Annotated in this window: 24 protein-coding genes and 2 pseudogenes; 11 read left to right on the forward strand and 15 right to left on the reverse strand. The window is 72.2% G+C overall.

Translation table 11 applies throughout. The annotated features are described in order from the left end of the window. Positions 1-2: 2 nt before the first annotated feature. Positions 3-149, forward strand: a complete 147-nt coding sequence (locus ACZ4XJ_RS26960) for a hypothetical protein (RefSeq protein ID WP_468497683.1) — start codon at positions 3-5, stop codon at positions 147-149. 83 nt (positions 150-232) lie between these two features. On the opposite strand, the gene katG is transcribed toward ACZ4XJ_RS26960, so the two are convergent. After that, a complete protein-coding gene (gene katG, locus ACZ4XJ_RS26965) occupies positions 233-2,419 on the reverse strand; it encodes a catalase/peroxidase HPI (RefSeq protein WP_468497684.1) in 2,187 nt (728 codons plus the stop codon). 310 nt (positions 2,420-2,729) lie between these two features. Here katG and ACZ4XJ_RS26970 point away from each other — a divergent pair, with 310 nt between their 5' ends. The 5 genes from ACZ4XJ_RS26970 (at position 2,730) to ACZ4XJ_RS26990 (ending at position 5,749) form a co-directional block, all read left to right on the forward strand. Then, positions 2,730-2,906 (forward strand): CsbD family protein, encoded by a 177-nt coding sequence (locus ACZ4XJ_RS26970; RefSeq protein WP_362881227.1) that lies wholly within the window; start codon positions 2,730-2,732, stop codon positions 2,904-2,906. A gap of 137 nt (positions 2,907-3,043) precedes the next feature. Next, entirely contained in the window at positions 3,044-3,310 is a 267-nt protein-coding gene (locus ACZ4XJ_RS26975) for a DUF4235 domain-containing protein (protein WP_468497685.1), read from the forward strand. 155 nt (positions 3,311-3,465) lie between these two features. Next, positions 3,466-3,807, forward strand: coding sequence for a hypothetical protein (locus ACZ4XJ_RS26980; protein ID WP_468497686.1), 342 nt, complete (start codon positions 3,466-3,468; stop codon positions 3,805-3,807). A gap of 50 nt (positions 3,808-3,857) precedes the next feature. After that, complete coding sequence (locus tag ACZ4XJ_RS26985) at positions 3,858-4,826, forward strand: LLM class F420-dependent oxidoreductase (RefSeq protein ID WP_362881145.1); 969 nt, start codon at positions 3,858-3,860, stop codon at positions 4,824-4,826. Positions 4,827-5,137: 311 nt separating this feature from the next. Beyond that, entirely contained in the window at positions 5,138-5,749 is a 612-nt protein-coding gene (locus ACZ4XJ_RS26990) for a GOLPH3/VPS74 family protein (RefSeq protein ID WP_468497687.1), read from the forward strand. A gap of 31 nt (positions 5,750-5,780) precedes the next feature. Here the strand turns inward: ACZ4XJ_RS26990 and ACZ4XJ_RS26995 are convergent, their stop codons facing one another. From ACZ4XJ_RS26995 to ACZ4XJ_RS27010, 4 genes are all read right to left on the reverse strand, one after another. Beyond that, positions 5,781-6,017, reverse strand: coding sequence for a hypothetical protein (locus tag ACZ4XJ_RS26995; protein WP_362881149.1), 237 nt, complete (start codon positions 6,015-6,017; stop codon positions 5,781-5,783). A gap of 354 nt (positions 6,018-6,371) precedes the next feature. Then, positions 6,372-7,451: a DUF5954 family protein gene (locus ACZ4XJ_RS27000; protein WP_468497688.1), complete on the reverse strand. Its 1,080-nt coding sequence runs from the start codon at positions 7,449-7,451 to the stop codon at positions 6,372-6,374. A gap of 398 nt (positions 7,452-7,849) precedes the next feature. Continuing rightward, complete coding sequence (locus tag ACZ4XJ_RS27005) at positions 7,850-8,917, reverse strand: serine hydrolase domain-containing protein (RefSeq protein ID WP_362881153.1); 1,068 nt, start codon at positions 8,915-8,917, stop codon at positions 7,850-7,852. Positions 8,918-9,049: 132 nt separating this feature from the next. Beyond that, entirely contained in the window at positions 9,050-9,367 is a 318-nt protein-coding gene (locus tag ACZ4XJ_RS27010) for a hypothetical protein (protein ID WP_362881155.1), read from the reverse strand. Positions 9,368-9,670: 303 nt separating this feature from the next. Between ACZ4XJ_RS27010 and ACZ4XJ_RS27015 the strand changes: the two genes are divergently transcribed. Further along, positions 9,671-10,468, forward strand: a complete 798-nt coding sequence (locus ACZ4XJ_RS27015; protein WP_468497689.1) for a polysaccharide deacetylase family protein — start codon at positions 9,671-9,673, stop codon at positions 10,466-10,468. Between the two features lie 39 nt (positions 10,469-10,507). On the opposite strand, the gene ACZ4XJ_RS27020 is transcribed toward ACZ4XJ_RS27015, so the two are convergent. The 5 genes and pseudogenes from ACZ4XJ_RS27020 to ACZ4XJ_RS27040 all read right to left on the reverse strand — a co-directional run bounded on the left by ACZ4XJ_RS27020 (position 10,508) and on the right by ACZ4XJ_RS27040 (position 14,885). Further along, complete coding sequence (locus tag ACZ4XJ_RS27020) at positions 10,508-10,921, reverse strand: peptidase inhibitor family I36 protein (RefSeq protein ID WP_468497690.1); 414 nt, start codon at positions 10,919-10,921, stop codon at positions 10,508-10,510. Positions 10,922-11,246: 325 nt separating this feature from the next. Next, the gene (gene argG, locus ACZ4XJ_RS27025) at positions 11,247-12,692 is read right to left on the reverse strand and encodes an argininosuccinate synthase (RefSeq protein ID WP_362881161.1); all 1,446 of its coding nucleotides are present in this window, start codon (positions 12,690-12,692) and stop codon (positions 11,247-11,249) included. A gap of 173 nt (positions 12,693-12,865) precedes the next feature. After that, complete coding sequence (locus ACZ4XJ_RS27030; protein ID WP_468497728.1) at positions 12,866-13,789, reverse strand: PIG-L deacetylase family protein; 924 nt, start codon at positions 13,787-13,789, stop codon at positions 12,866-12,868. Then, positions 13,769-14,284: pseudogene (locus ACZ4XJ_RS27035) on the reverse strand (P-loop NTPase family protein); the annotation flags it as partial. The pseudogene ACZ4XJ_RS27035 and the gene ACZ4XJ_RS27030, both read right to left, overlap by 21 nt. Positions 14,285-14,300: 16 nt before the next feature. Continuing rightward, positions 14,301-14,885: an NUDIX hydrolase gene (locus ACZ4XJ_RS27040; RefSeq protein ID WP_468497691.1), complete on the reverse strand. Its 585-nt coding sequence runs from the start codon at positions 14,883-14,885 to the stop codon at positions 14,301-14,303. A 485-nt stretch (positions 14,886-15,370) separates the two neighbouring features. Between ACZ4XJ_RS27040 and ACZ4XJ_RS27045 the strand changes: the two genes are divergently transcribed. After that, the gene (locus ACZ4XJ_RS27045) at positions 15,371-15,745 is read left to right on the forward strand and encodes a hypothetical protein (protein ID WP_362881164.1); all 375 of its coding nucleotides are present in this window, start codon (positions 15,371-15,373) and stop codon (positions 15,743-15,745) included. Positions 15,746-15,931: 186 nt separating this feature from the next. Beyond that, positions 15,932-16,312: an ArsR/SmtB family transcription factor gene (locus tag ACZ4XJ_RS27050; protein WP_468497692.1), complete on the forward strand. Its 381-nt coding sequence runs from the start codon at positions 15,932-15,934 to the stop codon at positions 16,310-16,312. A 39-nt stretch (positions 16,313-16,351) separates the two neighbouring features. Here the strand turns inward: ACZ4XJ_RS27050 and ACZ4XJ_RS27055 are convergent, their stop codons facing one another. Then, on the reverse strand, positions 16,352-16,885 hold the full coding sequence (locus ACZ4XJ_RS27055) for a hypothetical protein (RefSeq protein ID WP_468497693.1): 534 nt from the start codon (positions 16,883-16,885) through the stop codon (positions 16,352-16,354). A 395-nt stretch (positions 16,886-17,280) separates the two neighbouring features. On the opposite strand from ACZ4XJ_RS27055, the gene ACZ4XJ_RS27060 reads away from it, so the two are divergent. After that, complete coding sequence (locus ACZ4XJ_RS27060; protein ID WP_468497694.1) at positions 17,281-18,741, forward strand: carotenoid oxygenase family protein; 1,461 nt, start codon at positions 17,281-17,283, stop codon at positions 18,739-18,741. A 58-nt stretch (positions 18,742-18,799) separates the two neighbouring features. On the opposite strand, the gene ACZ4XJ_RS27065 is transcribed toward ACZ4XJ_RS27060, so the two are convergent. Continuing rightward, the gene (locus ACZ4XJ_RS27065) at positions 18,800-19,060 is read right to left on the reverse strand and encodes a hypothetical protein (RefSeq protein WP_362881171.1); all 261 of its coding nucleotides are present in this window, start codon (positions 19,058-19,060) and stop codon (positions 18,800-18,802) included. Positions 19,061-19,229: 169 nt separating this feature from the next. Then, the gene (locus ACZ4XJ_RS27070; RefSeq protein WP_468497695.1) at positions 19,230-19,742 is read right to left on the reverse strand and encodes a P-loop NTPase family protein; all 513 of its coding nucleotides are present in this window, start codon (positions 19,740-19,742) and stop codon (positions 19,230-19,232) included. A gap of 482 nt (positions 19,743-20,224) precedes the next feature. On the opposite strand from ACZ4XJ_RS27070, the gene ACZ4XJ_RS27075 reads away from it, so the two are divergent. Beyond that, a complete protein-coding gene (locus ACZ4XJ_RS27075; RefSeq protein WP_468497696.1) occupies positions 20,225-21,103 on the forward strand; it encodes an aminoglycoside phosphotransferase family protein in 879 nt (292 codons plus the stop codon). Between the two features lie 51 nt (positions 21,104-21,154). Here ACZ4XJ_RS27075 and ACZ4XJ_RS27080 read toward each other — a convergent pair. Both ACZ4XJ_RS27080 and ACZ4XJ_RS27085 read right to left on the reverse strand, forming a co-directional pair. After that, a pseudogene (locus ACZ4XJ_RS27080) lies at positions 21,155-21,395 on the reverse strand (DNA topoisomerase IV subunit B); the annotation flags it as partial. Between the two features lie 26 nt (positions 21,396-21,421). Then, complete coding sequence (locus ACZ4XJ_RS27085; RefSeq protein WP_362881175.1) at positions 21,422-22,462, reverse strand: DUF4436 family protein; 1,041 nt, start codon at positions 22,460-22,462, stop codon at positions 21,422-21,424. Positions 22,463-22,861: the final 399 nt, after the last annotated feature.

Consider the following 22,861-nt stretch of genomic DNA (forward strand, 5'->3'; position numbering starts at 1 on the left):
CCATGGGCCGAGGCCGCCGACCCCCCGCCGGCCTGCCGCGCCGGCTCATCGACCCCGACGGCTCGGCCGTCCCCGGCCACGAGCCGATGGCCGCCCCGATCACCCCCGACGCCCCTGCCGTCATCCCCCGCCCCTCCCGTACGTCCTGACCTCACCGCCCCCAGATGGCCCGGAGCCCGGTGTCCCGGCCGACCGTCGACCGGCCGCCGGGACACCGGGACACCCGGCGGGCTCAGGCCAGGTCGAACCGGTCGAGGTTCATGACCTTGTTCCACGCGGCCACGAAGTCGCGTACGAACGTCTCGCGCGCGTCCTCGCAGGCGTAGACCTCGGCCAGGGCCCGCAGTTGGGAATGCGAACCGAAGACGAGGTCGACGGCGGTCGCGGTCCACTTGACCGCACCCGTCGCCCCGTCCCGGCCCTCGAACACGTTCTCCGTCGACTCCGACGCCTTCCACTGCGTGCCCATGTCGAGCAGGTTGACGAAGAAGTCGTTGGTCAACAGCCCGGGCCGCTGGGTGAGGACGCCGTGCGTACCTCCCTTGAAGCCGGTGTTCAGCGCCCGCATGCCGCCGATCAGCACCGTCATCTCGGGAGCCGTGAGGGTCAGCATGTTGGCCCGGTCCAACAGGAGGGTCTCCGGGGACAACTTCTCGCCCTCGTGGAGGTAGTTGCGGAACCCGTCGGCCCGCGGTTCGAGCACGGCGAACGACTCCACGTCGGTCTGCTCCTGCGAGGCGTCCGTGCGCCCCGGCGCGAACGGGACCGTCACGGTGTGCCCGGCACTCTTCGCGGCCTGCTCCACGGCCGCGCACCCGCCCAGGACGATCAGGTCGGCGAGCGAAACCCTCTTGCCGTCCGCCGAGGCGTTGAACTCCTGCTGGATCCCTTCGAGGGTCCGGACCGTCTCGGTGACCTCTGGCAGGTCGTTGAGCTCCCAGTCGCGCTGCGGCGCGAGCCGGATCCGGGCCCCGTTCGCCCCGCCGCGCTTGTCGGTGCCGCGGAAGCTCGCCGCCGACGCCCAAGCGGTGGTGACCAGTTGCGGGACCGACAACCCCGAGGCGAGGATCCTGCCCTTCAGGTCCGCGACGTCCGCGTCCGAGACCGGTGCGTGATCGGCCGCGGGGACGGGGTCCTGCCACAGCTGCGGCTCGGGGATCCAGGGGCCGAGGTAGCGCGAGATCGGCCCCATGTCGCGGTGCAGCAGCTTGTACCAGGCCTTGGCGAAGGCCCGCGCGAGCTGGTCCGGGTTCTCGTGGAAGCGCTTCGCGATCGGCGCGTAGATCGGATCCACCTTCAGGGCGAGGTCCGTCGTGAGCATCATCGGCGCGTGCCGCCTCGACGGATCGTGCGCGTCGGGCACGGTGTCGCGGGCGGCGGGATCCTTCGGGGTCCACTGCTTGGCCCCGGCGGGGCTCGTCGTCAGCTCCCAGTCGTAGCGGAACAGGTTGTCCAGGTAGCCGTTGTCCCACTTCGTCGGCTCCGAGGTCCACGCGCCTTCGAGGCCGCTGGTGAGCGCGTCGACGCCCGTCCCGCTGCCGCACGTGTTCCGCCAGCCGAAGCCCTGCTGCTCGATCGGTGCGGCTTCGGGCTCCGGTCCGATGCAGTCGGGATCGACGGCGCCGTGGCACTTGCCGAACGTGTGGCCGCCGACGATGAGGGCCAGCGTCTCCTCGTCGTTCATCGCCATGCGGGCGAACGTCTCACGAATGTCCCGGGCCGCCGCCAGCGGATCCGGGTTTCCGTTCGGCCCCTCCGGATTGACGTAGATCAAACCCATCTGCACGGCGCCGAAAGGACCGGTGAGTTCCCTGTCGCCGCTGTAGCGCTCGTCCCCGAGCCAGGTGTCCTCGGGCCCCCAGAAGATTTCCTCCGGCTCCCAGATGTCCTCCCGGCCGAAACCGAACCCGAACGTCTTGAACCCCATGGATTCCATCGCGCAGTTTCCGGCGAACACCAGCAGGTCCGCCCAGGAGATGCGACGGCCGTACTTCTGCTTGACCGGCCACAGCAGGCGGCGCGCCTTGTCGAGGCTCGCATTGTCCGGCCAGCTGTTGAGGGGCGCGAAGCGCTGGGCGCCCGAGCCGCCGCCGCCCCGACCGTCGGAGATCCGATACGTCCCCGCGGCGTGCCAGCTCATGCGGATGAAGAGCGGCCCGTAATGGCCGTAATCGGCCGGCCACCAGTCCTGGGAGGCCGTCATGACGTCGAAGACGTCCCGCTTGAGCGCGTCGACATCGAGACCGGCGAATTCCTTCGCGTAGTCGAAGTCGTCCGCCATCGGATTGGAGAGGGGCGAGTGCTGGTGGAGGACCTGCAGGTCCAGCTGGTTCGGCCACCAGTCCCGGTTCGTCCTGGGGCGCGTCGCAGTGGCGGTCGGGGAGGGGATTGCCGGGTTCTCACTTTCGCTGCCGGACACGTCCGCCCTTCTTTCCTGTCTCGATGTTTCCTGCTGCCGGCTCTTTACGACGCCGGAAAGGGTGCCGGGGGTCGGCGCTCGTATGTTCGCGCACCATGGACCGCACGGCCGCGAGAACACGCAGGGCACGGCGCGAGAACACGCGGAGCGCGCACGCGATGCCGGGAGGTGATCTCCGCGGGGGGAAAGGGATTCGACGGCGGGGGCTTATCGCGGGAACAACGGGGCAGGCGTGCCCACGGAGGAGTGAACGGCGTGGTGGTCCACCGTCGTGAGCCCCGTACCCAATTCGACCGGATCGGAGATCACCATGGCCGACAAGGGCGCAATGGACAAGGCGAAGGGCAAGGCCAAGGAGGCCGCGGGCAAGGTCACCGGAAACGACCGGATGGCAGCCGAGGGCAAGGCCGACCAGGCCAAGGGCAAGGCCAAGGGAGCCGTCGGGGACGCGAAGGAAGCGATGAAGGGCAAGCGCAGCAAGATGTGACACCCGCAAACACCCGTGGGCCCCCGGCAGCTCTGCCGGGGGCCCACGAGCTCGCTCTGTCGGCGTTGCGCCTCCTTGACCTGTTCGTCATGCTTCCTGCGGGTATCGGAAGCGCCGTGGTGGGCAGGCGCAGGGACATGAAGGCATCGAAGATGGCCTACAAGCCGGTCGGCCTGGCGTTCGGCGCAGGGGCCGGGATCGTGGCCGGGGCGCTGTTCAAGCAGGTCTGGAAACTGGCGGGGCACGACGACGACGCCCCGGACGCCATGGACGAAGGACGGCACTGGCGGGAGATCCTGCTCGCGGCGGCTATCCAAGGGGCGATCTTCGCCCTCGTCAAGGCGGCCGTCGAGCGCTCCGGAGCCGTCGCCGTGCGACGGGTTTCGGGCAGCTGGCCGGGCTGAGGGGCCGGAGAGGTCGAGGGCGGCACACCTGCGGGCACGCATCCCAAGGATTCTTTGCCCATCAGGTGAGTTTTGTTATGTGTAACGGCAAGCGCACCGGGCATTTCCATGGTGAACATGGCGCATCGGCCATGCCGGGGGAAGGGGTGGCCGCGTTGCTCACTCACCTGTTCGACGGTGGCGTCCTGATCGTCCGGCTCCCCGACGACCTCGACGTCGGCACACGCGGCACCGTCGTCTCGGAGTTCGAGTTCCTCCTCAGGAGTTACCGCCCCCGCACCGTCGTGATGGAGCTCCCGTGGTGCGCGGGGCGCGCCGCGGTCGTCAGCGCCGTCCTGCGCGCCGAGCGGCTGTGCCGGGCCGCGGGGGCCTCCTTCGGGACGACGACCTCCCGCGCGGCCCCGCCCCTCATCGACTGCCCGTCCCCGACCGACGGCTCGCCCCGCGCCGACGGTCCGTCCCTCGCCGAGGAGGACGACACGCCGGCGGCGGCCTGAACCCGGCCCCCGGCAGGTTTCACGCGGGGGAGACCGGTAAGGCGCAGCACATGGTGCGATTCGGATACACGATGATGACCGAGCAGGCCGGCCCCCGGGAACTGGTGGAGCACGTCGCCGCCGCCGAGCGGGCCGGTTTCGACTTCTCCGTCACCTCGGACCACTACTTCCCGTGGCTCGCCTCCCAGGGGCACGCCCCGTACGCGTGGAGCGTCCTGGGAGCGGCCGCGCAGGCCACGTCCACCATCCCCCTCATGACCTACGTGACGTGCCCGACGGTCCGCTACCACCCGGCGGTCGTTGCCCAGAAGGCGGCGACGATGCAACTGCTGTCCGAGGGCCGGTTCCGGCTGGGGCTGGGCTCCGGCGAGAACCTGAACGAGCACGTGGTCGGACCGGGCTGGCCCGCCGCGCACGTGCGACTGGAGATGCTGGAAGAAGCCGTCCAGATCATCCGCGACCTCTTCGACGGCGGCTCCGTGAACCACCACGGACAGTACTTCGACGTGGAGAACGCCAAGCTGTGGGACCTGCCGGACCGACCGCCGCCCATCGGCATCGCGGTGTCCGGCAAGCGGTCGTGCGAACTGGCGGGCCGGTACGCGGACTTGGTGATCGCCATCGATCCGGAACGGGAACTCCTGGAGTCCTTTGACCGAGCGGGCGGCGTGGGCAAGCCGCGGGTCGGCCAACTGGCGGTCTGTTACGACACCGACCGCGACGCGGCCGTTCAGCGCGCCCACGACCAGTTCCGGTGGTCGGCGGGCGGCTGGCAGGTCAACGCGGAGCTCCCCGGCCCGGCCGCCTTCGAGCAGGCCTCGCAGTACGTCCGCCCCGAGGACATCGCGAAGTCGATCCCCTGCGGCGACGACGTCGCGACCTTCGTCGACGCAGTCCGCCCGTACGTGGACGCCGGCTTCACCGAGATCGCCCTGGTCCAGGTCGGCGGATCCCACCAGCACACGTTCATCGACTGGGCCGAATCCACCCTCCTCCCGGCCCTGCGCAACATGACCTGACCCCCCGCCCCCTCCTCCCCGGGGTCACGCCGGTTGATCGCCGGATGGGTTCCCCTCGCGCCCCCACGCTCGCCTCGCCCTGCGGCGAACCCGACCGGGGCGACCGGGGGTTGTGCCCTGCCCGGCCCGCAGGATGTGGGTGAACTCGCGGCCGGCGGGGCGCGTACGGCGGGCCGTCGGGCGCGATCACCGGGCGGCCCGGTCGACGTCCGCCGAACCGGCGACGCGGGTAGCCTGCCCCTGTCGGACCGTGCCGGACCAGCCGTTCAGGTACGCACTCACCAGCGGACGCATCGGACGTGGAGCCCCAAATGACCACACCGCGTGACTTGTTGATCGTCACCATGGACACGGCAGACGGTCACCCGGCCGAGAAGGGCGACCTCTCGCTCGCCCTCGCGGGCGCCGAAGCGATCGACCTCCTCGGCACCCGTACCATCCGGCTGGACGGCGACCGGATCGTCCCGGACGACGAGCGCCCGGCACCGACCGACCGACTGATGGCGGAGGCGGCCTCCTCGATCGTCCGGGACGAGCCCTACGAGTCGGTCACCGACTGGCTGTGGCGCCGGGGCCGCGGCCTGTCCGCCGTCTACGAGGCCGCGCTGGTGGAGGAGGGCCTCCTCGCCCGGCAACGCCGCCGCGGACTCTCCTTCCGGGTCGGCGCCCCCGAACTCGTCGAATCGCCCGCCCGCCGCAGGGCCGTGGACCGCTGGAAGTCGCAGGACCCCGTCCTCGCCAACCTCGCGGAAACGGTCGGCGTCCACGGCGACCGGACCGGGGACACCCCGGACGTCGCCGACGAAGCCGTGGCCACCGTCCTGGCCGCCATCGGCGACGCGGTGGTGGAACTGGCCTCCGTGCGCCAACGCCGCGCCATCGACGAGGCGGCCTTCGACAACATCTGGCGCGGCGGCGTCTGATCCACCCGGGCGCACCCGCCCCTGCCCGGGCTCACATGGCCGCGCGGAGGAGGCCCGCCGTTCTGGCCATGGCCGCCTTCGTCGCCTCGTCGGAGGCGGTGCGGGCGGCTTCCTCCAGCAGGAGGGTCGCCGCTTGGAGGAGGCCGACGTGGACGGGCACCGTTTCGAGTCCCGTGAGCGCGGCCATGGCCTGGTCGGTCGCGCTCTGCGGGATGAGGGTGCTGACGCCGCGTCCGACGCCGCGCTGGGACTGGGATGGTGTGCTCACCCGGTGATTCTCGCGGGTCCGGCCGCCGAACCGCGCACGATCACGCGCAGATTCACCGGCGTGGCCCGCGGCGCCCGGTCAACCGGGCCCGTGGCGCCGTCGACCCGTGGCGCCGTCGACCCGTACCGTCTGGACGTGGACGTCACCCCGCCCCGCCGCGGAGCCGGGTGACGCCGATCGGGGCGGTCCCGGCCACCGCCACGTCGTGCCCGACCCGGACCGCCCGCGAAAAGCCGATCCGCGGTTCCAACGGGGACGCGGAGCCGACGGTTCGTCCAATGGATTCCATCGGATCATGCTCGCAGCCGTCCCGGGACGCCCGGGACGCCCGGAACGCCCGGGACGCCCGGGACCTCAATCCGGCGGCAGGACGTTGCCGTCCTCGTCGAGCCCGACGTGGATCCGCGTCGGTTCCTGGGTGTTGACGTCGGAGGGGCGCGGGCCCTCGGGCCCGTCGGGCCCCCAGCGCAGCAGGCGGCGGGTGCGTACGATCTGGTAGACGGAGCCGTCCAGTTCCAGCTCGTTCACGCGCCCCACCCGAAGGCTGTCGGCGGCCCCCGCGTACGCGGCCAACCGCCCGGCCCGCTCGGACCGGTCGGAGGACGACGTCCCCGTACGGGCGTCGACGTGCGGGCCTGCGCCGGGCGGGATCAGGCCGTGCATGCGCGGCCACATCCAGGTCAGGGCGAAGTCCAGTGACTTGCGGGCCTCGTGGGCGGTGGCGTGCGGACCGCTGACCGGGCTCCAGCCCGTCCCGCTCCGCTCCGCGACGGTGAACGTCGCCGGCAACAGCAGTACGTCCGGATGCGTTTCCAGGGCCCGCCGCGCATCGGCGCGCACGTCGTCGGGGAACCGCGCACCGGTGTAGCACAGCCCACGCATCGCCAGCTGCTCCACCGCCTGCGTCGGGGTGACCGGCGCGTCCGGGTCCACGACCAGTCCCTCGTCGATCCCCGGCACCTTGGCCGTACGGTCCCAGTCGGGGACCAAGGGCTCCGGGTCGGTCGGCCGGGGCTGTTCGACGCCGTCCGGGCCCGCACCGGCGTACTCCTCGGCGCGCACGATCCGGTACCGGACCCCGGCGACGGAGAGCTCGTCGACCCGCTCGGTCTCCAGCCGGGAGACCGCCGCCAGCAGGGCCCGGCGTTCCGCCCGGTCCTGTGCGTGGTCCTTCGCGCGGAACCACAGCCAGGAGTTCAACCCGTCACGGGCCTGCTGCGGACAGCTGGACGTCACCTCGATCACCACCCGCCACCGCGGCGCGTCCCCCGCCCGCTGCTCCGCCACCCCGAAGAGGGGGCCGCGCACCACCGGAGTACCCGCACGGGCCACGGCGTCGACCGCGTCGGCCTCCACCACGGCCTCCACCGGTTCCACCGGCACCCGCACCACGATCGGCCGTGATCCGCCCGGCTCCACATTCCCAGGGTCCATCCCCCCATCCTGGCGCCGCCGGCCGGGGCGGCGCTCAGGATCCGCCGATTCCCGTACGGCGAACCGCCCGTGCGCGGTACAGTCCGAACCCCCGCACGGAAATCCGAACGCCCGCCCGGACGCGGTGGACCGCTGCCCGGCCGCCGGCGGGGGACCCTTCAGGCTTCCTCCGGCCGGTGCCCCTCGCCCACCATGAACCGCCGGACCAGGGCGTGGCCGAGGACGATGTCGTCCTGGGCGGAGACGACGCGCGGCGCGACCGCGTCGGTGAAAGCCGCGAAGCTGCCGTCGGCCAGGAGGCCTCGATCACGGCCTCCTCCGGAGCGAAGGTGCCGAAGGACAGGGACGCGCAGGCCCGCTCCGGGCCCGACCGGTGTGCGAGAGCTGCCGAGGTGTCGTCACCGCCCCGGCGCACTCCCGGCGGCCTGCGACTGCAAGGTGCGCAGCAGGTCGAAGGCGGGACGGTCCACCGGACGCGCGGTGTTGGCGAGAGCGACGACGCCGCACCGCGTCTCTGGATCGAAGCCGACGAAGGAGGAGAAGCCGCCGGTTCCCCCGTTGTGCCAGATCTGCAGGTGGGAGCCCTGCTTGGCGTGCAGACGGTGGGCCGTCCAGCCGAGGTGCACCCAGCCGAAGGGGCTCGTACGGTGCTCATCGGCGCGGGTCAGGACGATCGCCTCGGCGAGTTCCTCGGGTCCGCCGTCGAGCTGGGCCCGGACGAAGGCGACCATGTCGCTCGCGGTCGACCGGAGTCCGCCCGCCCCCGCCAGGTCGGCGAGGTGCCAGGGCGGTACGGGGCGCCCGCGCCGGCCGTGCCCCCGGGCGCAACGGTCCGCCCGGGCGCTGTCCACCGTCACCGAGGTGTCGCGCATGCCGAGCGGCGCGCAGACCTCCCGGGTGACGAGGTCCTCGTAGCCCGTACCGGCCCGGCGGGCGAGGGCCAGACCCAGCAGTCCGGCTCCGAGGTTCGAGTAGTGGAACTTCTGCCCCGGGGTGGCCCGCAGCCGGGTCCGACCGAGCCCGGCCAGGAGGACGTCGGCGGTGCAGTCGGCGTACGGATCCGGCTTCGACGGGTGCAGCAGGGCCTGGAGGAGCATGCCGCGGGGCAGGCGCGGCAGGCCGGACGTGTGGTGCGCGAGATGCCGCAGCGAGATCTGTTCGCCCCCGCGGGACGGCACCACCACCCCGCCCGGCAGGAGGTCGCGCAGCGGCTCGTCCAGATCCACCGAGCCGAGCACCGCCATGCGGGCCAGGGCCAGGGCCGTCAGTGACTTCGTCACCGAACCGATCTCGAACAGGGTGTCCGGCCCCGGGGTGCGGCCGAGGTCGCCGCCGGTGCTGCCGGCGCCCCTGATCTCCACGCGGTCCCCGGAGACGGCGGCCACCACCACGCCCACGCGCTGCTGTCCGAGCCGGTCGGCGGTCTGTTGGGCCAGGGTGCCCAGGGCAGCGAGTTCTTGATCCATGCTCGAATCATGACGGTGGCGAACCGCCAACCGATGCGCCTGGATGATGATTTGCGAAGCGGAGCGCTCCGACCTGAGCAGTACGCGGATACGTCGCCGGCAGGAAGCGCGGTGGCGCCCGCCCGGGCCGGCCTACTCGGTGGCGATGCCCGTGATGACGGGATCGCCCAGCCGGGCCCCGTCCCCGCCCAGCCCGGCGCGCCCCAGCGCTTCCGTGGCCAGCTCGCGCGCCTTCTGCTCGGCGCCGCGGGTGTCGGCGGCCTCCACTTCCAGGTGAAGGGCGAATCCGGGTGAGTCCGGATAGAGCGAGAGGAGGTGCAGGTCCTCCTCCACGCCGACGTCCGTGGTGCGCGGGTCGGCCGGACGGAGGGATCGGAGCAGCACGGCGCGGGCGTCCGGCGTGAGCTCGGTCAGCAGGGTCCCGGGAACGGTGACGACGTAGACGGTCATGACGGTCCGGATGCCCGCAGGCGCCGAAAAAATGCTCCTCCCGCCCGGCCCGCCCACGGACGGCCTCCCGAATCGACCCGACTGGCCGCCGCCCGGGGCGCGCGGGGAGGGGCGGCGCCGGCCGGCACCGATACGCGGAGACCGCCCGGTCGGCCACGGCCATTCCCGGGTTCCGAGTGGGCGTTGTCACGTCCCGGACGGCCGGCACGGGCCGTTCGGCCCATGGGCGCCGGCGTACCGCCCGCCTAGCCTGGACGGGCAACGCGAGTCCAGGGGGGCCGAGTGCAAGGGAAGAGCACATCCATGGGCAGCACCACCTCCGGAAGCCGTCGCCGTCGTACGGGCATCACCGTGACGGCAGCCGTCCTCGGCCTGTTGGCCGCGGCCGGCGCACCGGCCCTCGCCGCCGGCACCGGCACCCCGGACCAGGCACCGGAGGCACCCGGTTCCGGTTCCGTACAGGCGCAGCCGCAGGCACCCGGGGCGGAGCCCGCGCAGACGCCGGCCGGGATATCCCGGCTCGCCGAGGGAGCCGGCCGTGACATCGCGATCACGATCGACGACGGCCCGGACCCGCGCTGGACCCCGCAAGTGCTGGAGGTGCTGAAGGAGAACAACGTCAAGGCCACCTTCTGCATGATCGGTACGCAGGCCCGGGCGCACCCCGACCTGGTCCGGCAGGTCGCCGCCGCCGGGCACCGGCTCTGCGACCACTCCGTGGACCACGACGTGACGATGGACCACAAGCCCGTCGACTACCAGAGGCGCCAGATCCTCGACGGCAAGAAGATGATCGAGACGGCGGCTCCCGGGGCCTCGGTCGACTACTACCGGGCGCCGGGCGGAGCCTTCACCCCCCAGAGCCGGGCGATCGCCGCCGCGAACGGCATGCGGCCCCTCGGCTGGACCGTCGACCCCAAGGACTGGAGCAAGCCCGGCCTCGACGCCATCGTCGCGGCCGTGGAGGAGGGCCTGCCCGCCCAGCCCACCGTGCTGTTCCACGACGGGGGCGGGGACCGCAGCGAAACCGTCGCCGCCCTGCGCCAGTACCTCCCCTGGCTCTCCGCCCAGGGCTACCACTTCACCTTCCCGGTCCGGTAGCGGCGGGGCCGGCCGGCCGGTGCCGGGCGTGGGCGGGGTTCAGGACATCCTGCAGACGTGGAACCGGCCGGAACGGATGTTTCCGAAGTCCGCCGGGAGCTGGGACACCCCCTGACCGGGACGGATGGTCAGGTGCCGACCCGAGTAGTCGACGCCGCTGTACACGGTGACGCAGCGCCCCCAGAGCCGGCCGTCGGCACGCCACGTCCTGCCGCCGTTCCACACCGACGAGCCGCCGTTGAACCCCACGTACGCGGTCGTCTCGGGGTAGCGCCGCATGTCGTTCGCCACGAGGCTCACCACACCCGTCCAGCCGGGATCCGTCCAGCCGCAGACCCAGCCGGGGCTGCACCGGTCGGCGGGGGCCGCCAGGCTCGCGGGGGCGAGTGCGAGGGCCAGGGCCAGGGCGAAGGCGAGGACGAGGCCCGGCCACGCGGCGCCGGGAGCGCGCATCGGCCCCGCCCGCCGCCGCGTGCCCCGGCGACGGCGCGCGGGACGTCGGTGGAGGGCTCCGGAGGACTCGTACACGGTGATCACCGCCGATCTCCGGCGACCGGAGGTCGCCGATCGCCGGCCGGTCGCGGACCGCCGATCGGGGGCGACGGTTCGGCGCCGGGCTTCCATCGCACCCCCGCCCGGGGTTGATCGCACCCCGGGCCGCCCCCTGGCCGCCGGGCTCCGTACGACAGGAAGGGCCCTCCCGACGCCGTGGACGCCGGGACGGCCCCTCCTGTGGTGCGTCCCTGGGAGTACCGAGCCGTTCGCCCGGTGTTCCGGGCTAGTCCGTGCCGGACTCCATCGCGGCGCGGTCCAGCACTTCCTCGTCGGCCGACACCTCGCCGCGCGAGGCGATCGCCTCGGCGCCGCCCTCCTGGAGGCTGCCGATGAGCCCGGTCGCGGCCGCCTGGGCGGCGCCGATCGCCGGGTTGTCGCTGCCGATCAGGCCGAGGACGGCGTACTGCTCCAGCTTGGCGCGCGAGTCCGCGATGTCGAGGTTGCGCATGGTGAGCTGGCCGATCCGGTCCACCGGGCCGAACGCCGAGTCCTCGGTGCGCTCCATGGACAGCTTGTCCGGGTGGTAGCTGAAGGCCGGGCCCGTGGTGTCGAGCAGCGAGTAGTCCTCACCGCGCCGCAGCCGCAGCGTGACCTCGCCGGTGACGGCCGCGCCGACCCAGCGCTGCAGCGACTCGCGGACCATCAGCGCCTGCGGGTCCAGCCAGCGGCCCTCGTACATGAGGCGACCGAGGCGCCGGCCCTCGTTGTAGTACTGGGCGAGGGTGTCCTCGTTGTGGATCGCGTTGACGAGACGCTCGTACGCCGTGTGCAGCAGGGCCATGCCGGGGGCCTCGTAGATGCCCCGGCTCTTGGCCTCGATGATCCGGTTCTCGATCTGGTCCGACATGCCCATGCCGTGCCGGCCGCCGATGGCGTTCGCTTCCATCACCAGGTCGACGGGCGAGCCGAAGGTCTTGCCGTTGATCGTCACCGGACGGCCCTGGTTGAAGCCGATGGTCACGTCCTCGGTGGCGATCTCGACCGAGGGGTCCCAGAACCGGACGCCCATGATCGGCTGGACGGTCTCCACACCGGTGTCCAGGTGTTCGAGGGTCTTGGCCTCGTGGGTGGCTCCCCAGATGTTGGCGTCGGTGGAGTACGCCTTCTCCGCGCTGTCGCGGTAGGGGAGGTCGTGGGCCAGCAGCCACTCCGACATCTCCTTGCGGCCACCGAGCTCGGTCACGAAGTCGGCGTCGAGCCACGGCTTGTAGATGCGCAGGTGCGGGTTGGCGAGCAGGCCGTAGCGGTAGAACCGCTCGATGTCGTTGCCCTTGAAGGTCGAGCCGTCGCCCCAGATCTGGACGTCGTCCTCGAGCATCGCCCGGACGAGGAGGGTCCCCGTGACGGCGCGGCCCAGCGGCGTGGTGTTGAAGTAGGCGCGCCCGCCCGAGCGGATGTGGAACGCTCCGCACGTCAGCGCGGCCAGCCCCTCTTCCACGAGCGCCGCCCGGCAGTCGACCAGGCGCGCGACCTCGGCGCCGTAGGTCTGCGCGCGGCCGGGCACCGAGGCGATGTCGGGCTCGTCGTACTGGCCGATGTCGGCGGTGTAGGTGCACGGGATGGCGCCCTTGTCGCGCATCCAAGCGACCGCGACGGAGGTGTCGAGGCCGCCGGAGAAGGCGATGCCGACGCGCTCGCCGGCGGGAAGGGAGGTGAGAACCTTAGACATGGGAAGAGTATGCGCAATAATGCATGGTCATGCAAAACCGCATCTCGGACGGACGCGGATCGGGCCCGATCCTGGGCTCGGAACGGGGGGCGATCCGAGCCGGTGACGAGGCCGTGTAGCTCGGGGGTCGGGCTCCACGCCCGGGTCCCGGTACCGGGTACGGAGCCGGGCGCTCAGCCGTTCAGCGCCTTCGGATCGCCGGAGCGGGCGGTGAGGTCGAGCCGGAGGAACCACTCCGTCCCCAGGATCCGTTCCCGCGTCGCCTCCGGCACCACGGACAGGAGCGCGGGCAGCGAGCCCGCCCGGGCCGCCTCGGAGCGGTGCGCCCGGATCGCGGCCCACTTCTGCTCGACCCACGGCCGGACGTCGACGCTCGCGTCGAGCGTGTCGTCCGGCACGGTGTGCAGCCGCTTGCCGGCCCCGCCGAGCAGTTCGGCCAGTTCGCCCGAGGCCGAGCGGGGATGCGAGGAGAGGTAAAGGGCGCTCGGCCGCCACGGGGGACCGGCCTCGGGCAGGAACCCTTCGAGTCCGGCGGCGTGCACGGCCAGCAGGGTCACGCGGTGGGTGTGGACGTGGTCCGGGTGGCCGGAGGAACCGTGGGCGTCGTGGGTGACCACGATGCCCGGCCGGAAGGCGCGTACGTGGGCGACGACCCGCCCGACCGTCTCGTCGAGCGGCGCGTCGCACCAGCGTGGTCGCCCGGGGGCGGACTCCGGGACCCGGTGGTCGGCGTAGCCGAGCATGCGGGGCTCCCCGGCCCCGAGGAGGCGCAGTGCGTCGGCGAGTTCACCGGCGCGGTGGCTGTCGGGGGCCCAGGTGGCCGTCACGACGCCGGTACGGGCTCCCGCCGCGGCGTGCCGGGCGAGGATCCCGCCGGCGGACAGGGACTCGTCGTCGGGATGGGCGTACACCGCGAGGACATCGGGGCAGGGCACGGCGGACGGGTCCTCTCGATTCTTCGGGAGCGGAACGGGCAGGTGCGGGATCGCGGTGGGCGCCACCACGGCCGAACCGGAACCGGCGTCGGAACCCGCGTCGGGGCCGCCGTGCGCGAGTGGTACCGGGCACCAAGGGGCAGCGAGCCCGGTGTCGTTCATGATGCGGTCGATCGTGTCGGAGAGGGCGCTGTCCGTTCCGATGACGGTTTCCGGAGCGCCCGGGAGCAGGTCGCGCTCGCGGTACCAGCTGCGCAGCTCGCGCTCGGTGACCTGGGCCCGGTAGGCGAGGTCGACCTTCGTACCGTGTCGGGTCAGCGTCTCCTCGATCGGGATGTCGAGGTAGTAGCAGCGCGAGAGCCCGCGATGGTCGTCGAGCAGGTCGGTCAGCACGTCGCCGTACCGGTCGGCGTACAGGATGCCCTCGATCACCACGTGGTAGCCCGCGTCCAGCGCGTAGCGGGCGACCGTGTCGATCAGCCCGATGTTGGCGCCGCCGGGCACGTCGCGCTCCTTCAGCACGATCCGCCGCAGGTTGTCCTGGCCGACGAGGGCCACACCACGGCCGAACCGGTCGCGGATTCCGGCCGCCACCGAGGATTTGCCCGAGGCCGAGTTCCCCCGCACGACCACGAGCCGGGTCTCCGTGCTTCCCACGAGCCCGCGGGCCACGCTACCGACCCCCGGGGAAGCCGCTGCGCGCTGTCCGGGCGGGGTCGGTGACCGCTCGTGCGCGGGGTCCCTTCAGGAGCCGGGTGCGTACCGGACCGTCGCCGTCGTGGGGGACCGGGTCGCCGGGTCGCTGGAAGTGGACGGCGCCCGGACGGCCGTCGCGATAGGCCTCCAGCCCGGCGCGGCAGTACGCCACCATCGGCGCGGGCAGCGCGCCGAGGGAGTACCAGCCCATCGCGTCGCACAGGGCGGGCTCCATGATGGCCGGCTCGCCCGTGAAGTTCCGGACCTCGAAGAAGAACCCGATCCGGGCGCGGCCGTGCGGGCTCCGGTGGTGCACCGTGGCGGCGAGGGCCACGTCCTGCCGGTCGATGACGACGCCCGTCTCCTCGGCGGCCTCCCGGACGACGCCTTCGACCACGTCCTCGTGCGGCCCGTCCAGATGCCCCGACGGCAGGTGCCACAACCCGGAGGCGTACACCGGGCCGGCCCGCCGGGACAGCAGCACTTCCGGACCGGTCGCTGCGTCGCGGGCCAGGATCAGATGGACGTCGACCGTCAGCGCGTAGCGCTCACGGCCGCTCACCGTCCGGTCCCGGGGTCGGTGGAGGCGGGTGCGGCGGCATCCTGTGCGATTCCCCCACCCCTGGGGCGGCGGCTGAACGCTGTCTGCATGGGTCCTCCCTGGTTGACGCGGAACCGAGCGGTACTCGAACGACCCCTCACCACAGGGCACCGTAACGGGCCCTCGGCGGCGAGTTTTTCGAACGGAATTGCGCAAATGTGGCGCCGGGCGGTCGTCTCGGGACCGCCGGATTCCGAACTCACACGTTCGAGTGGACGGCTCCCCGAAGCACTCGATCGGGGACTTGCGGGTCTCCGCGCCGACGACGGGCCGCGCTCGACGGGGACATGGGGCAGCCGATCCGCAGGGGGAGCGGTTTCCGCCATGTTCGTCATTCCCCGCCCACCGTCGGGCGTCCTCAGTAGCGTGACCTTCGAAATCGGTCCGACTTCGCGCACGCGGGTGTCGGGCCCCGGTGGTGAACGGCACGTGAGGGAGCTGGACCGATGGCGAACGTGGAAGTGTCCTTGAAGGAGACGATGACCTCGATCGAAGGGGCGCTGGGGGCGGCGCTGGTGGATTACACCAGCGGCATGGCACTCGGAACTCTCGGCGGCGGCAAGGACCTTGACCTGGTCGTTGCCGCGGCGGGCAACACCGATGTGATCCGGGCGAAGGTCCGCACGCTGGAGATGCTGGGGCTCCGCGACGAGATCGAGGACCTGCTGATCACGCTGGGCAGCCAGTACCACTTGATCCGGCTGCTCAGGGGGCGGGGGACGGACGGCCTCTTCCTGTACGTCGTGCTGGACAAGGGCAATTCCAACCTCGCCATGGCCCGGCACCAGTTGAAGCGCATCGAGGCCGCGCTGGAGCTGTAGCCCGGATTCACGGGCCCACGCATGCCCACGAGTTGCAAGATTCTTCAACTCGACACATCTGAAACCGGTCAACCTCAGACATGCGTGGGCCCACGGAACGGGAAGATGGGTTCCGACAGCTGTCCGACCCCGAACCCCCGGAACGGCACGAACCGTTCCACGCACACGGCGGGAGCATGCGTGGGAATGCAGGTACCCCTGTACCAGGCGAAGGCCGAGTTCTTCCGAATGCTGGGCCACCCCGTCCGCATCCGTGTGCTGGAACTGCTGCAGAACGGTCCCGTCCCCGTACGGGAACTCCTCGCCGAGATCGACATCGAACCGTCCAACCTCTCCCAGCAGTTGGCCGTGCTGCGGCGGTCCGGCATCGTCGTCTCCATACGGGACGGAGCCACGGTCAGTTATGCGCTGGCGGGCGGGGACGTCGCCGACCTGCTGCGCGCGGCACGCCGCATCCTGACCGAACTCCTGGCCGGCCAGTACGAACTCCTCCAGGAACTCCGCCAGGTGGAGCCGACCCACACGCCGACGGGCCCACTGCGCACCCCGAGCATCCACGGGGACTGAACCGCTGCGGCTGCTGCCGCTTCCCGGCCCGGGCGCGGGCTACGGGAGCGCGTCGGTGACCCCGTCGACGATCATCATCCACATCGGCTGACCGCCCGTACCGAACGCCGACGCCAGCAGGTAGCCGATCGAGGCGTCGACCGGCCGGACCTCGGCGCCCTCCTGCCATTCCGCGATGACCATCTCGTCACCGTCGCAGGAGAAGTCGCCGATGTGCGTGCCGTCACGGGTCAGCCTGCTACTGGGCACGGAGTCCGGGACCAGCCGGTAGACGGCCCCGGCGTACGTCACGTCCACCCGGTACGAACGCCGGCTCAGTCCGCCCTTCGCCGGCCTTAGCTCGGCTTCGCGGCCGTCGACGCGCAGGGTGAGGAGAGCCGGGTCCCGGGTGCCGATCGCGATCTGGGGGTCGGCCTCCGTCGCGGGAGAATCCGTCGCGGGGGAATCCTTCGCGGGGGAACGCTCCAGGACCGCTCGGGGGATCACGTCGCCCGCGACCTCGATGCGGTCCTGACCGTCCTGGCGGACGGTGACGGCGCCGAAGCGCGTGTCGTCGATGGGGGCTCGGTCCATGTCGTTCACAGTCATGAGTCGCTTCGGTCGCTTCGGTCGCTTCGGTCGTATGGGCCTGGTGGGGGGACGGGTCGCCCGGACGGACGGCCCGTACGCGCACGAGGTGCTCCGCTCGGGCACGAGTTGCTCCGTGCCCGCGCAAGATCTCCGTACCTACGTGGGGCCGGACATGACGCCCGAACAGTTCACCGTACTTGTCGCCCGCCGTGGCACACCTCCCCGGGGCTCCCCCACCCCGTGAGCAGCGGAGCCGTTCCCGCCCCCGACGCGGCGTCCGGTCGCGTGGCGCCCGCGCCGGGCCGGCGTTTCACTGGAAGGTGCCGCACAAGCGTGCCCGCGGAGGGCTCACCGCGGGCAGGGAGCCCTCCGGCCACGAGCGCATGCCGGGAGGTCCCGTGAACACGCACACACCACCCCGCTTCGACCCCACCCGGGTGCCCCACCTGCAGGGTTCGTTCACGCCGGTGACCGAGGAGGTCGAGGTCGCCGACCTGGAGGTGACCGGGGAACTGCCGGCCGCCCTGGACGGCCTCTACCTGCGCAACGGGCCCAATCCGCGGTTCACGCCGATCGGCTCCTACCTCTATCCCATCGACGGGGACGGCATGCTGCACGGCATCCGGCTCTCCGGAGGCAGGGCCCGCTACCGGAACCGCTTCGTGCGCACCCCGGCGCTGCTCGCCGAGGAGCGGGCGGGCCGCGCCCTGTGGGGCGGCCTCGAATCGATGATCACGCCGGACGTCGACCAGGTCGGCCCGGAACTCGCCGGTACCTTCCGGGACCTCCCCGACATCAACGTCGTCCGGCACGGCGGACGCCTGCTGGCGCTCGCCGAGTCGGCCTGCCCCTACCGGGTGGGGACGGAGCTGGAGACGCTCGGCAAGGAGGACTTCGCCGGGGCACTGCCCGCCGGCATCACCGCGCACCCGAAGATCGACCCGGTCTCGGGCGAGATGGTCGTCTTCTGCTACGGCCTGGAGCCGCCCTACCTGACCTGGTCGGTCATCGACCGTGAGGGGACGGTCACCCGTGGCCCCACCCCGATCGACGGGGTGGACGAACCGATGATGATCCACGACATGGCCCTCACCGCCCGCTACGCCGTCCTCGTCCTCGCCCCCGCCTTCTTCGACCTGGGAGCCGCCCTGTCGGGCGGCTCCCTCCTGGCCTGGCGGCCGGAGCGGGGCACCCGCGTGGCCTTGATCCCCCGAGACGGCGGACCCCCGCGCTGGGCCACCGACGAGGCCTTCTGGCTCTGGCACACCGTGAACGCCTACGACGACGGCCCGGACGCGGACGCCGCCGTGATCCTCGACTACGTGCAGTGGAGCCGGCTGCTCCTCGGCGGTGGCCCCGAGGACGCGTCGGACCCCGTGAGCGGGGGACTCGTACGGGCGCGCATCGACCCGGCCGCGGGCAGCATGGCCCGCACCATGCTGGACGATACACGGGTGGAGTTCCCCCGGATCGACGACCGCCGCATCGGACGTCGCCACCGGCACGTCGCACTGGCGACCGGCACCGGTCGGACCGACCTGCTGACCGGCGAGTACGACGCCGTGCGCTGGTACGACACCGAGACCGGCACCTCCCGCGTCTGGTCGGCCGGGAACCTGTCCGTGGGCGAGCCGGTCTTCGCCCCCGACCCCGGTCACGATCCCACCGGTCACGATCCCACCAGCCAGGATTCCGACGGGCACGGCTACTGGCTGACCTTCGCCACCGACCGCACCGACGGGTCGAGCTGGTTCCTGGTCATCCCCGCCGAGGACCCCGCCTCCGGCCCGGTGGCCCGCGCCCGCATCCCCGTACGCGTCCCGCTCGGCCTGCACGGCTGCTGGCTCCCGACGCCGTGACCGCCGCCCGCCGCCGACGGCGCCTCCCCCCACGGCCGGAACGACCTCGGCATGCCGTTCAACGGGCGATGAGTCGGGAGAGTGCCTCCGTGGGCCGGCAGAGAAACGCGAAGAGCAGGCTGTTGACCACGAACCAGTGGACGCTGATGCGCCCCCGTTCCTTGTCCAGGAGGGGCGGGGCTTCATCGCGGTAGACGTGGCGGAGGTAGCGGCGGCGGATCGGGGCTCCGGCTGTCAGCAGCACGGGGGAGGCGGCCACGACGGCCACCGGAACCAGGGCTCTCACCAGGGTGAGCTTCGCCTTCTCCTCGTATCGCATGCCGTCAGTGTGCTGATCCTCGATGCCGCTTGTCAGTCTGTTCGTCGGCATCCGCTACCGACGCCGTCGCTCCGGTGGGAGTGGCCCGCGGTAGGTCCCCAGCAGCGGGACACGGTGCGGACCGGCCCGCCACCCTCGGCCGGGAACCGACCGATCGTGCGGAGCCGGGCTAGAGGGCGCGGAGCCAGCGGCGTACCTCGCGGGGGTTGCGCAGTCGGACGGAGACGAGGTGGGGATGGGCCGCGAGTCGTTCGCCGATGGCCGCACGCCTCACCGCATGCCGGGTCCAGGCCCAGCGCATCGGATGTTCGGGGTCGAACAGGAACTCCCGGAGCGTCTCGCGGTTACCGTTCCACAGTCGACGTCGGGTGACCACCCGGAGGACCGATCGGCGGACGACCCGCCACATCACCGTCCGTCGGGGCAGGTCGAGCCAGACCAGGGTGTCCGCTCGGTCCCACAACAGGCCGCCGAGCGTGGAGAAGTACTGTTCCTCGCACACCCAACGGGGCTCCGCGGTGAACCGGGCCACGTCGTCCTCGAACTCTGGACGCTTCACCCACTTCGGACCGTGGTACAGGCCGTCCAGTTCGGTTCGCGGCAACCCGAGGCGACCGGCGAGCGCCGTCGCCGTCGTGGTCTTGCCGGATCCCGAGATCCCGGCGACGATCACGCGTTCCATGGGGAGTTCTCCGTCTCGATGGTCCACTGGTGGGGAAGCGCCGCGTCGCAGAAGACGCGGACGACGTGATCCTCCCGCACGATGCCGATCCGGCCGCAGGCCGTACAGCGACGGAACACCACGGTATGGGTGAACCCGGACGGGTGCTCGATTCCGCGGAGTCCAGGGCCTGCGCGACGGCACGCCAGGAGCCGACGTCCGGGCAGTAGTCGGCGGACTGGTCGCAGTACGCCGCCGGCGTCGATGACGAACGTGAAGGGCTCGGCCAGTTCCTCCCACGCCACAGTCCGAGCCGGACGGCGAGCTCCGCCGACGAGCGAACGCGATGCCCCTCGCCGCCCGGTCGGACCGGCGACCGCGGCTCGGCCGGCCCCACGTAAGCACCGGCTACGGGGAAAACCCGTTCCGGGCCCCGCCGCGCCCGTGCGACGATCACAGCAGGAACGGGATCGACGGGCGGGCGGGGGTCGCGCATGAGCAGGATGCACGCAGACGAAGCGGACATCGACGCAGACCTGGTCCGGCGGCTGTTGCGCGCCCAGTTCCCCCGGTGGGCGGACCTTTCGGTCACCCGGATCGCCTCCGGAGGTACCGTCAACGCGATCTACCGGCTCGGCGACGACCTGACCGTCCGGCTGCCGCTGCGTCCCGGCGGCGCCGAAGCCATCGCCACGGAGGCGCGACTGTTGCCCCGGCTGGCGCCGCTGCTGCCGCTGCCGATCCCGGAGGTGGTGGTGACCGGCGCCCCTGGGGAGGGGTATCCGCTGCCGTGGGCCGTGTACCGGTGGATCGACGGCCACCACCCCGTCGAGGGCGACCTGGCGGCGCCCGACCCCGTGGCCCGTTACCTCGCGGAGTTCGCCGTCGCCTTCCGCGAGGTCGGCCTTCCCGATGGCCCACCCGCGCACCGGGGGGCGCCGCTGATCACCGAGGACGAGGAAGTCCGGGCCGCGATCGAAGCCCTGCGGCGCACCGACGAACCCTTCGACGCCGACGAGATCACCGAGGCCTGGGAGGACGCGCTCGCCGCACCACCCTGGACGGGTCCGGCCTGCTGGACGCACTCCGACCTGATGCCGAGCAACCTGCTGCTCGCGGGCGATCGGCTCTCGGCCGTCATCGACTTTGGCACCGTGGGCCTGGGCGAGCCGGCCACCGACCTCATCCCCGCCTGGAACCTGCTGCCCGCCCCGGCGCGCCGTGCCTACCGCGAGGCGGTGGACGCGGACGACGCGACGTGGGCGCGCGGCCGGGGCTGGGCGCTGTCCATGGCGGTCATCCAGCTGCCGTACTACCGGACGACCAATCCGACCATCTCGGCCAACGCCCGCCACGTCATCCGCGAGGTCCTCGGCAGCTGAACACGCCGAGCGCGACACGGCTCGGGGCGCATCGGGCACAGCAGCAGTTGGCCCCTTGAAACGCTGGACGGTGTCGTCGCGCAGTCGCTCGCCGTGTTGCCGGCCGTCGTCCAGCAGGCTGTCGCGGTGTCCGTCGGAATACGCGTACCGGATGTCGTCCCGACTCCACTTGATCTTGTAGAGGGGGGCGGGACAGGTACACGTGCCCGGCCTCGATGAGGGGCCGCATGCAGCGGAACAGGAAGGTGAGCAACAGGGTGCTCATGTGCCGGCCGTCGACATCGGCGTCCGCTCCCGTACCACCGGGCGGCGCGGACGTCAGGAGCGGCGGCGGCGGTGGCCCGCCGGGACGGTACGCCTGCGGGGCGGCCGGCGCCGGCGGGACACCGCCGCCCGCCCGGGGTCGGTGACCGGGCCGCCGAGGCCGTGCTCGATGCGGATGCCGTGGAAGACGAGCACCGTGAGGCTGAGGACGATCAGCGCCTCGGCCCAGTAGAACGCGAGGTAGTCGAGCAGACAGCCGTTGGGCGGCGAGCCCGGCGCCGCGTTGCGCAGGCCGACGAGGGCGAAGAGGCTGGCGGCCATCCAGCCGAGCGCCGGCCAGAGCAGCCCGCGCCGCTGGCCGACCACCAGCCAGCAGGCGGTGACGATCGCGAGGGCGACCGCCCACATGGCGGCGATCATGAACCAGGCGAGGATGAAGGTGCTGCGCGAACGTTTGACCTCACTGGTCAGGTACACCGCCTGCCCCTCGTAGGAGCCGTCGCCGTTCTTGTACGCGAAGTTCGGGTCCTGGTCGTGCAGGCGCAGGACGACCGGCACCCGGGTGTCCAGGGAGCCTGCCGTCGCGGCGAACGCGAAGTCGGCCGTGTACTTGTCGAACGGGTAGTCCGAGGACGCGCCGTTCGAGAGCGGTACCTGGATGTCCCGCACCCGGAGCCCGCTGCCCGCCGGGAACTGGAGTTCCTGCTCACCGGTGGTGTTGGCGTACAGGGTGAGGTCCTGGGTGGGGTAGCCGTCGGGACCCTCGTACCGGCCGAACGGGGTGAGGGTGACCCGCAGGGTGATCTGGCGCAGCACCGGGTCGGTGCGCTGGACGTCGGCGTGGACGTCGATCCGGTCCGCGGCCTGCTGGGGGCCGACGACCACGGTCTGCTGACGGGTGTTGCGCTCGTCGAAGTACAGGGCGATCCCCGCGCCGCACACCACCGCGACGACCACCAGGAAGATCACCAGGGTTCGCCACGGCAGCTCGGCGCCGCGCCTGCTCACGTCCTGGACGACGTCCACGCCCCGGCGCAGCTGCCGGGCGGCGGCCTCCCGTCCGACCTGGCCCGCCCACTCGTCGCCGTCGGCCATGATCCGATGCTGCGGGAGGCTCGCGGCGGGCGCCAGACGGAGGGGGCCGGTGGTGGCGGCCCCGCCCGCTCCGGTCACGGTGTCGGACGCCGGGCGGGTGCCGGCCCGCCGGCCCGCCGGCCCGGCGGGGCGGCGGTACGGCGGTGCTCGGGGCCGTAACGACGCACAGCCCGTCCTCGGCGGTGAGTTCGATCAGGAACTCGGTGGAGACGGCGCCGGCCAAGTGGTTGTGCAGGTCGCCGCCCTTGGGGAGGCCTGCGAAGAAGTCCCGCAACCGGCCCGGCTGCGGGCGCAGACCGGACAGGACCGGTCGACGGCCTGCTCGGCGGCGGTGCCGGGTACGGACGGTTCGGGAGCAGAGGGGAGGGGAGGGGGACCGCGTGGGCGGCCGTGGGCGGC

This window comes from Streptomyces sp. NPDC029836 (genome assembly GCF_055574495.1).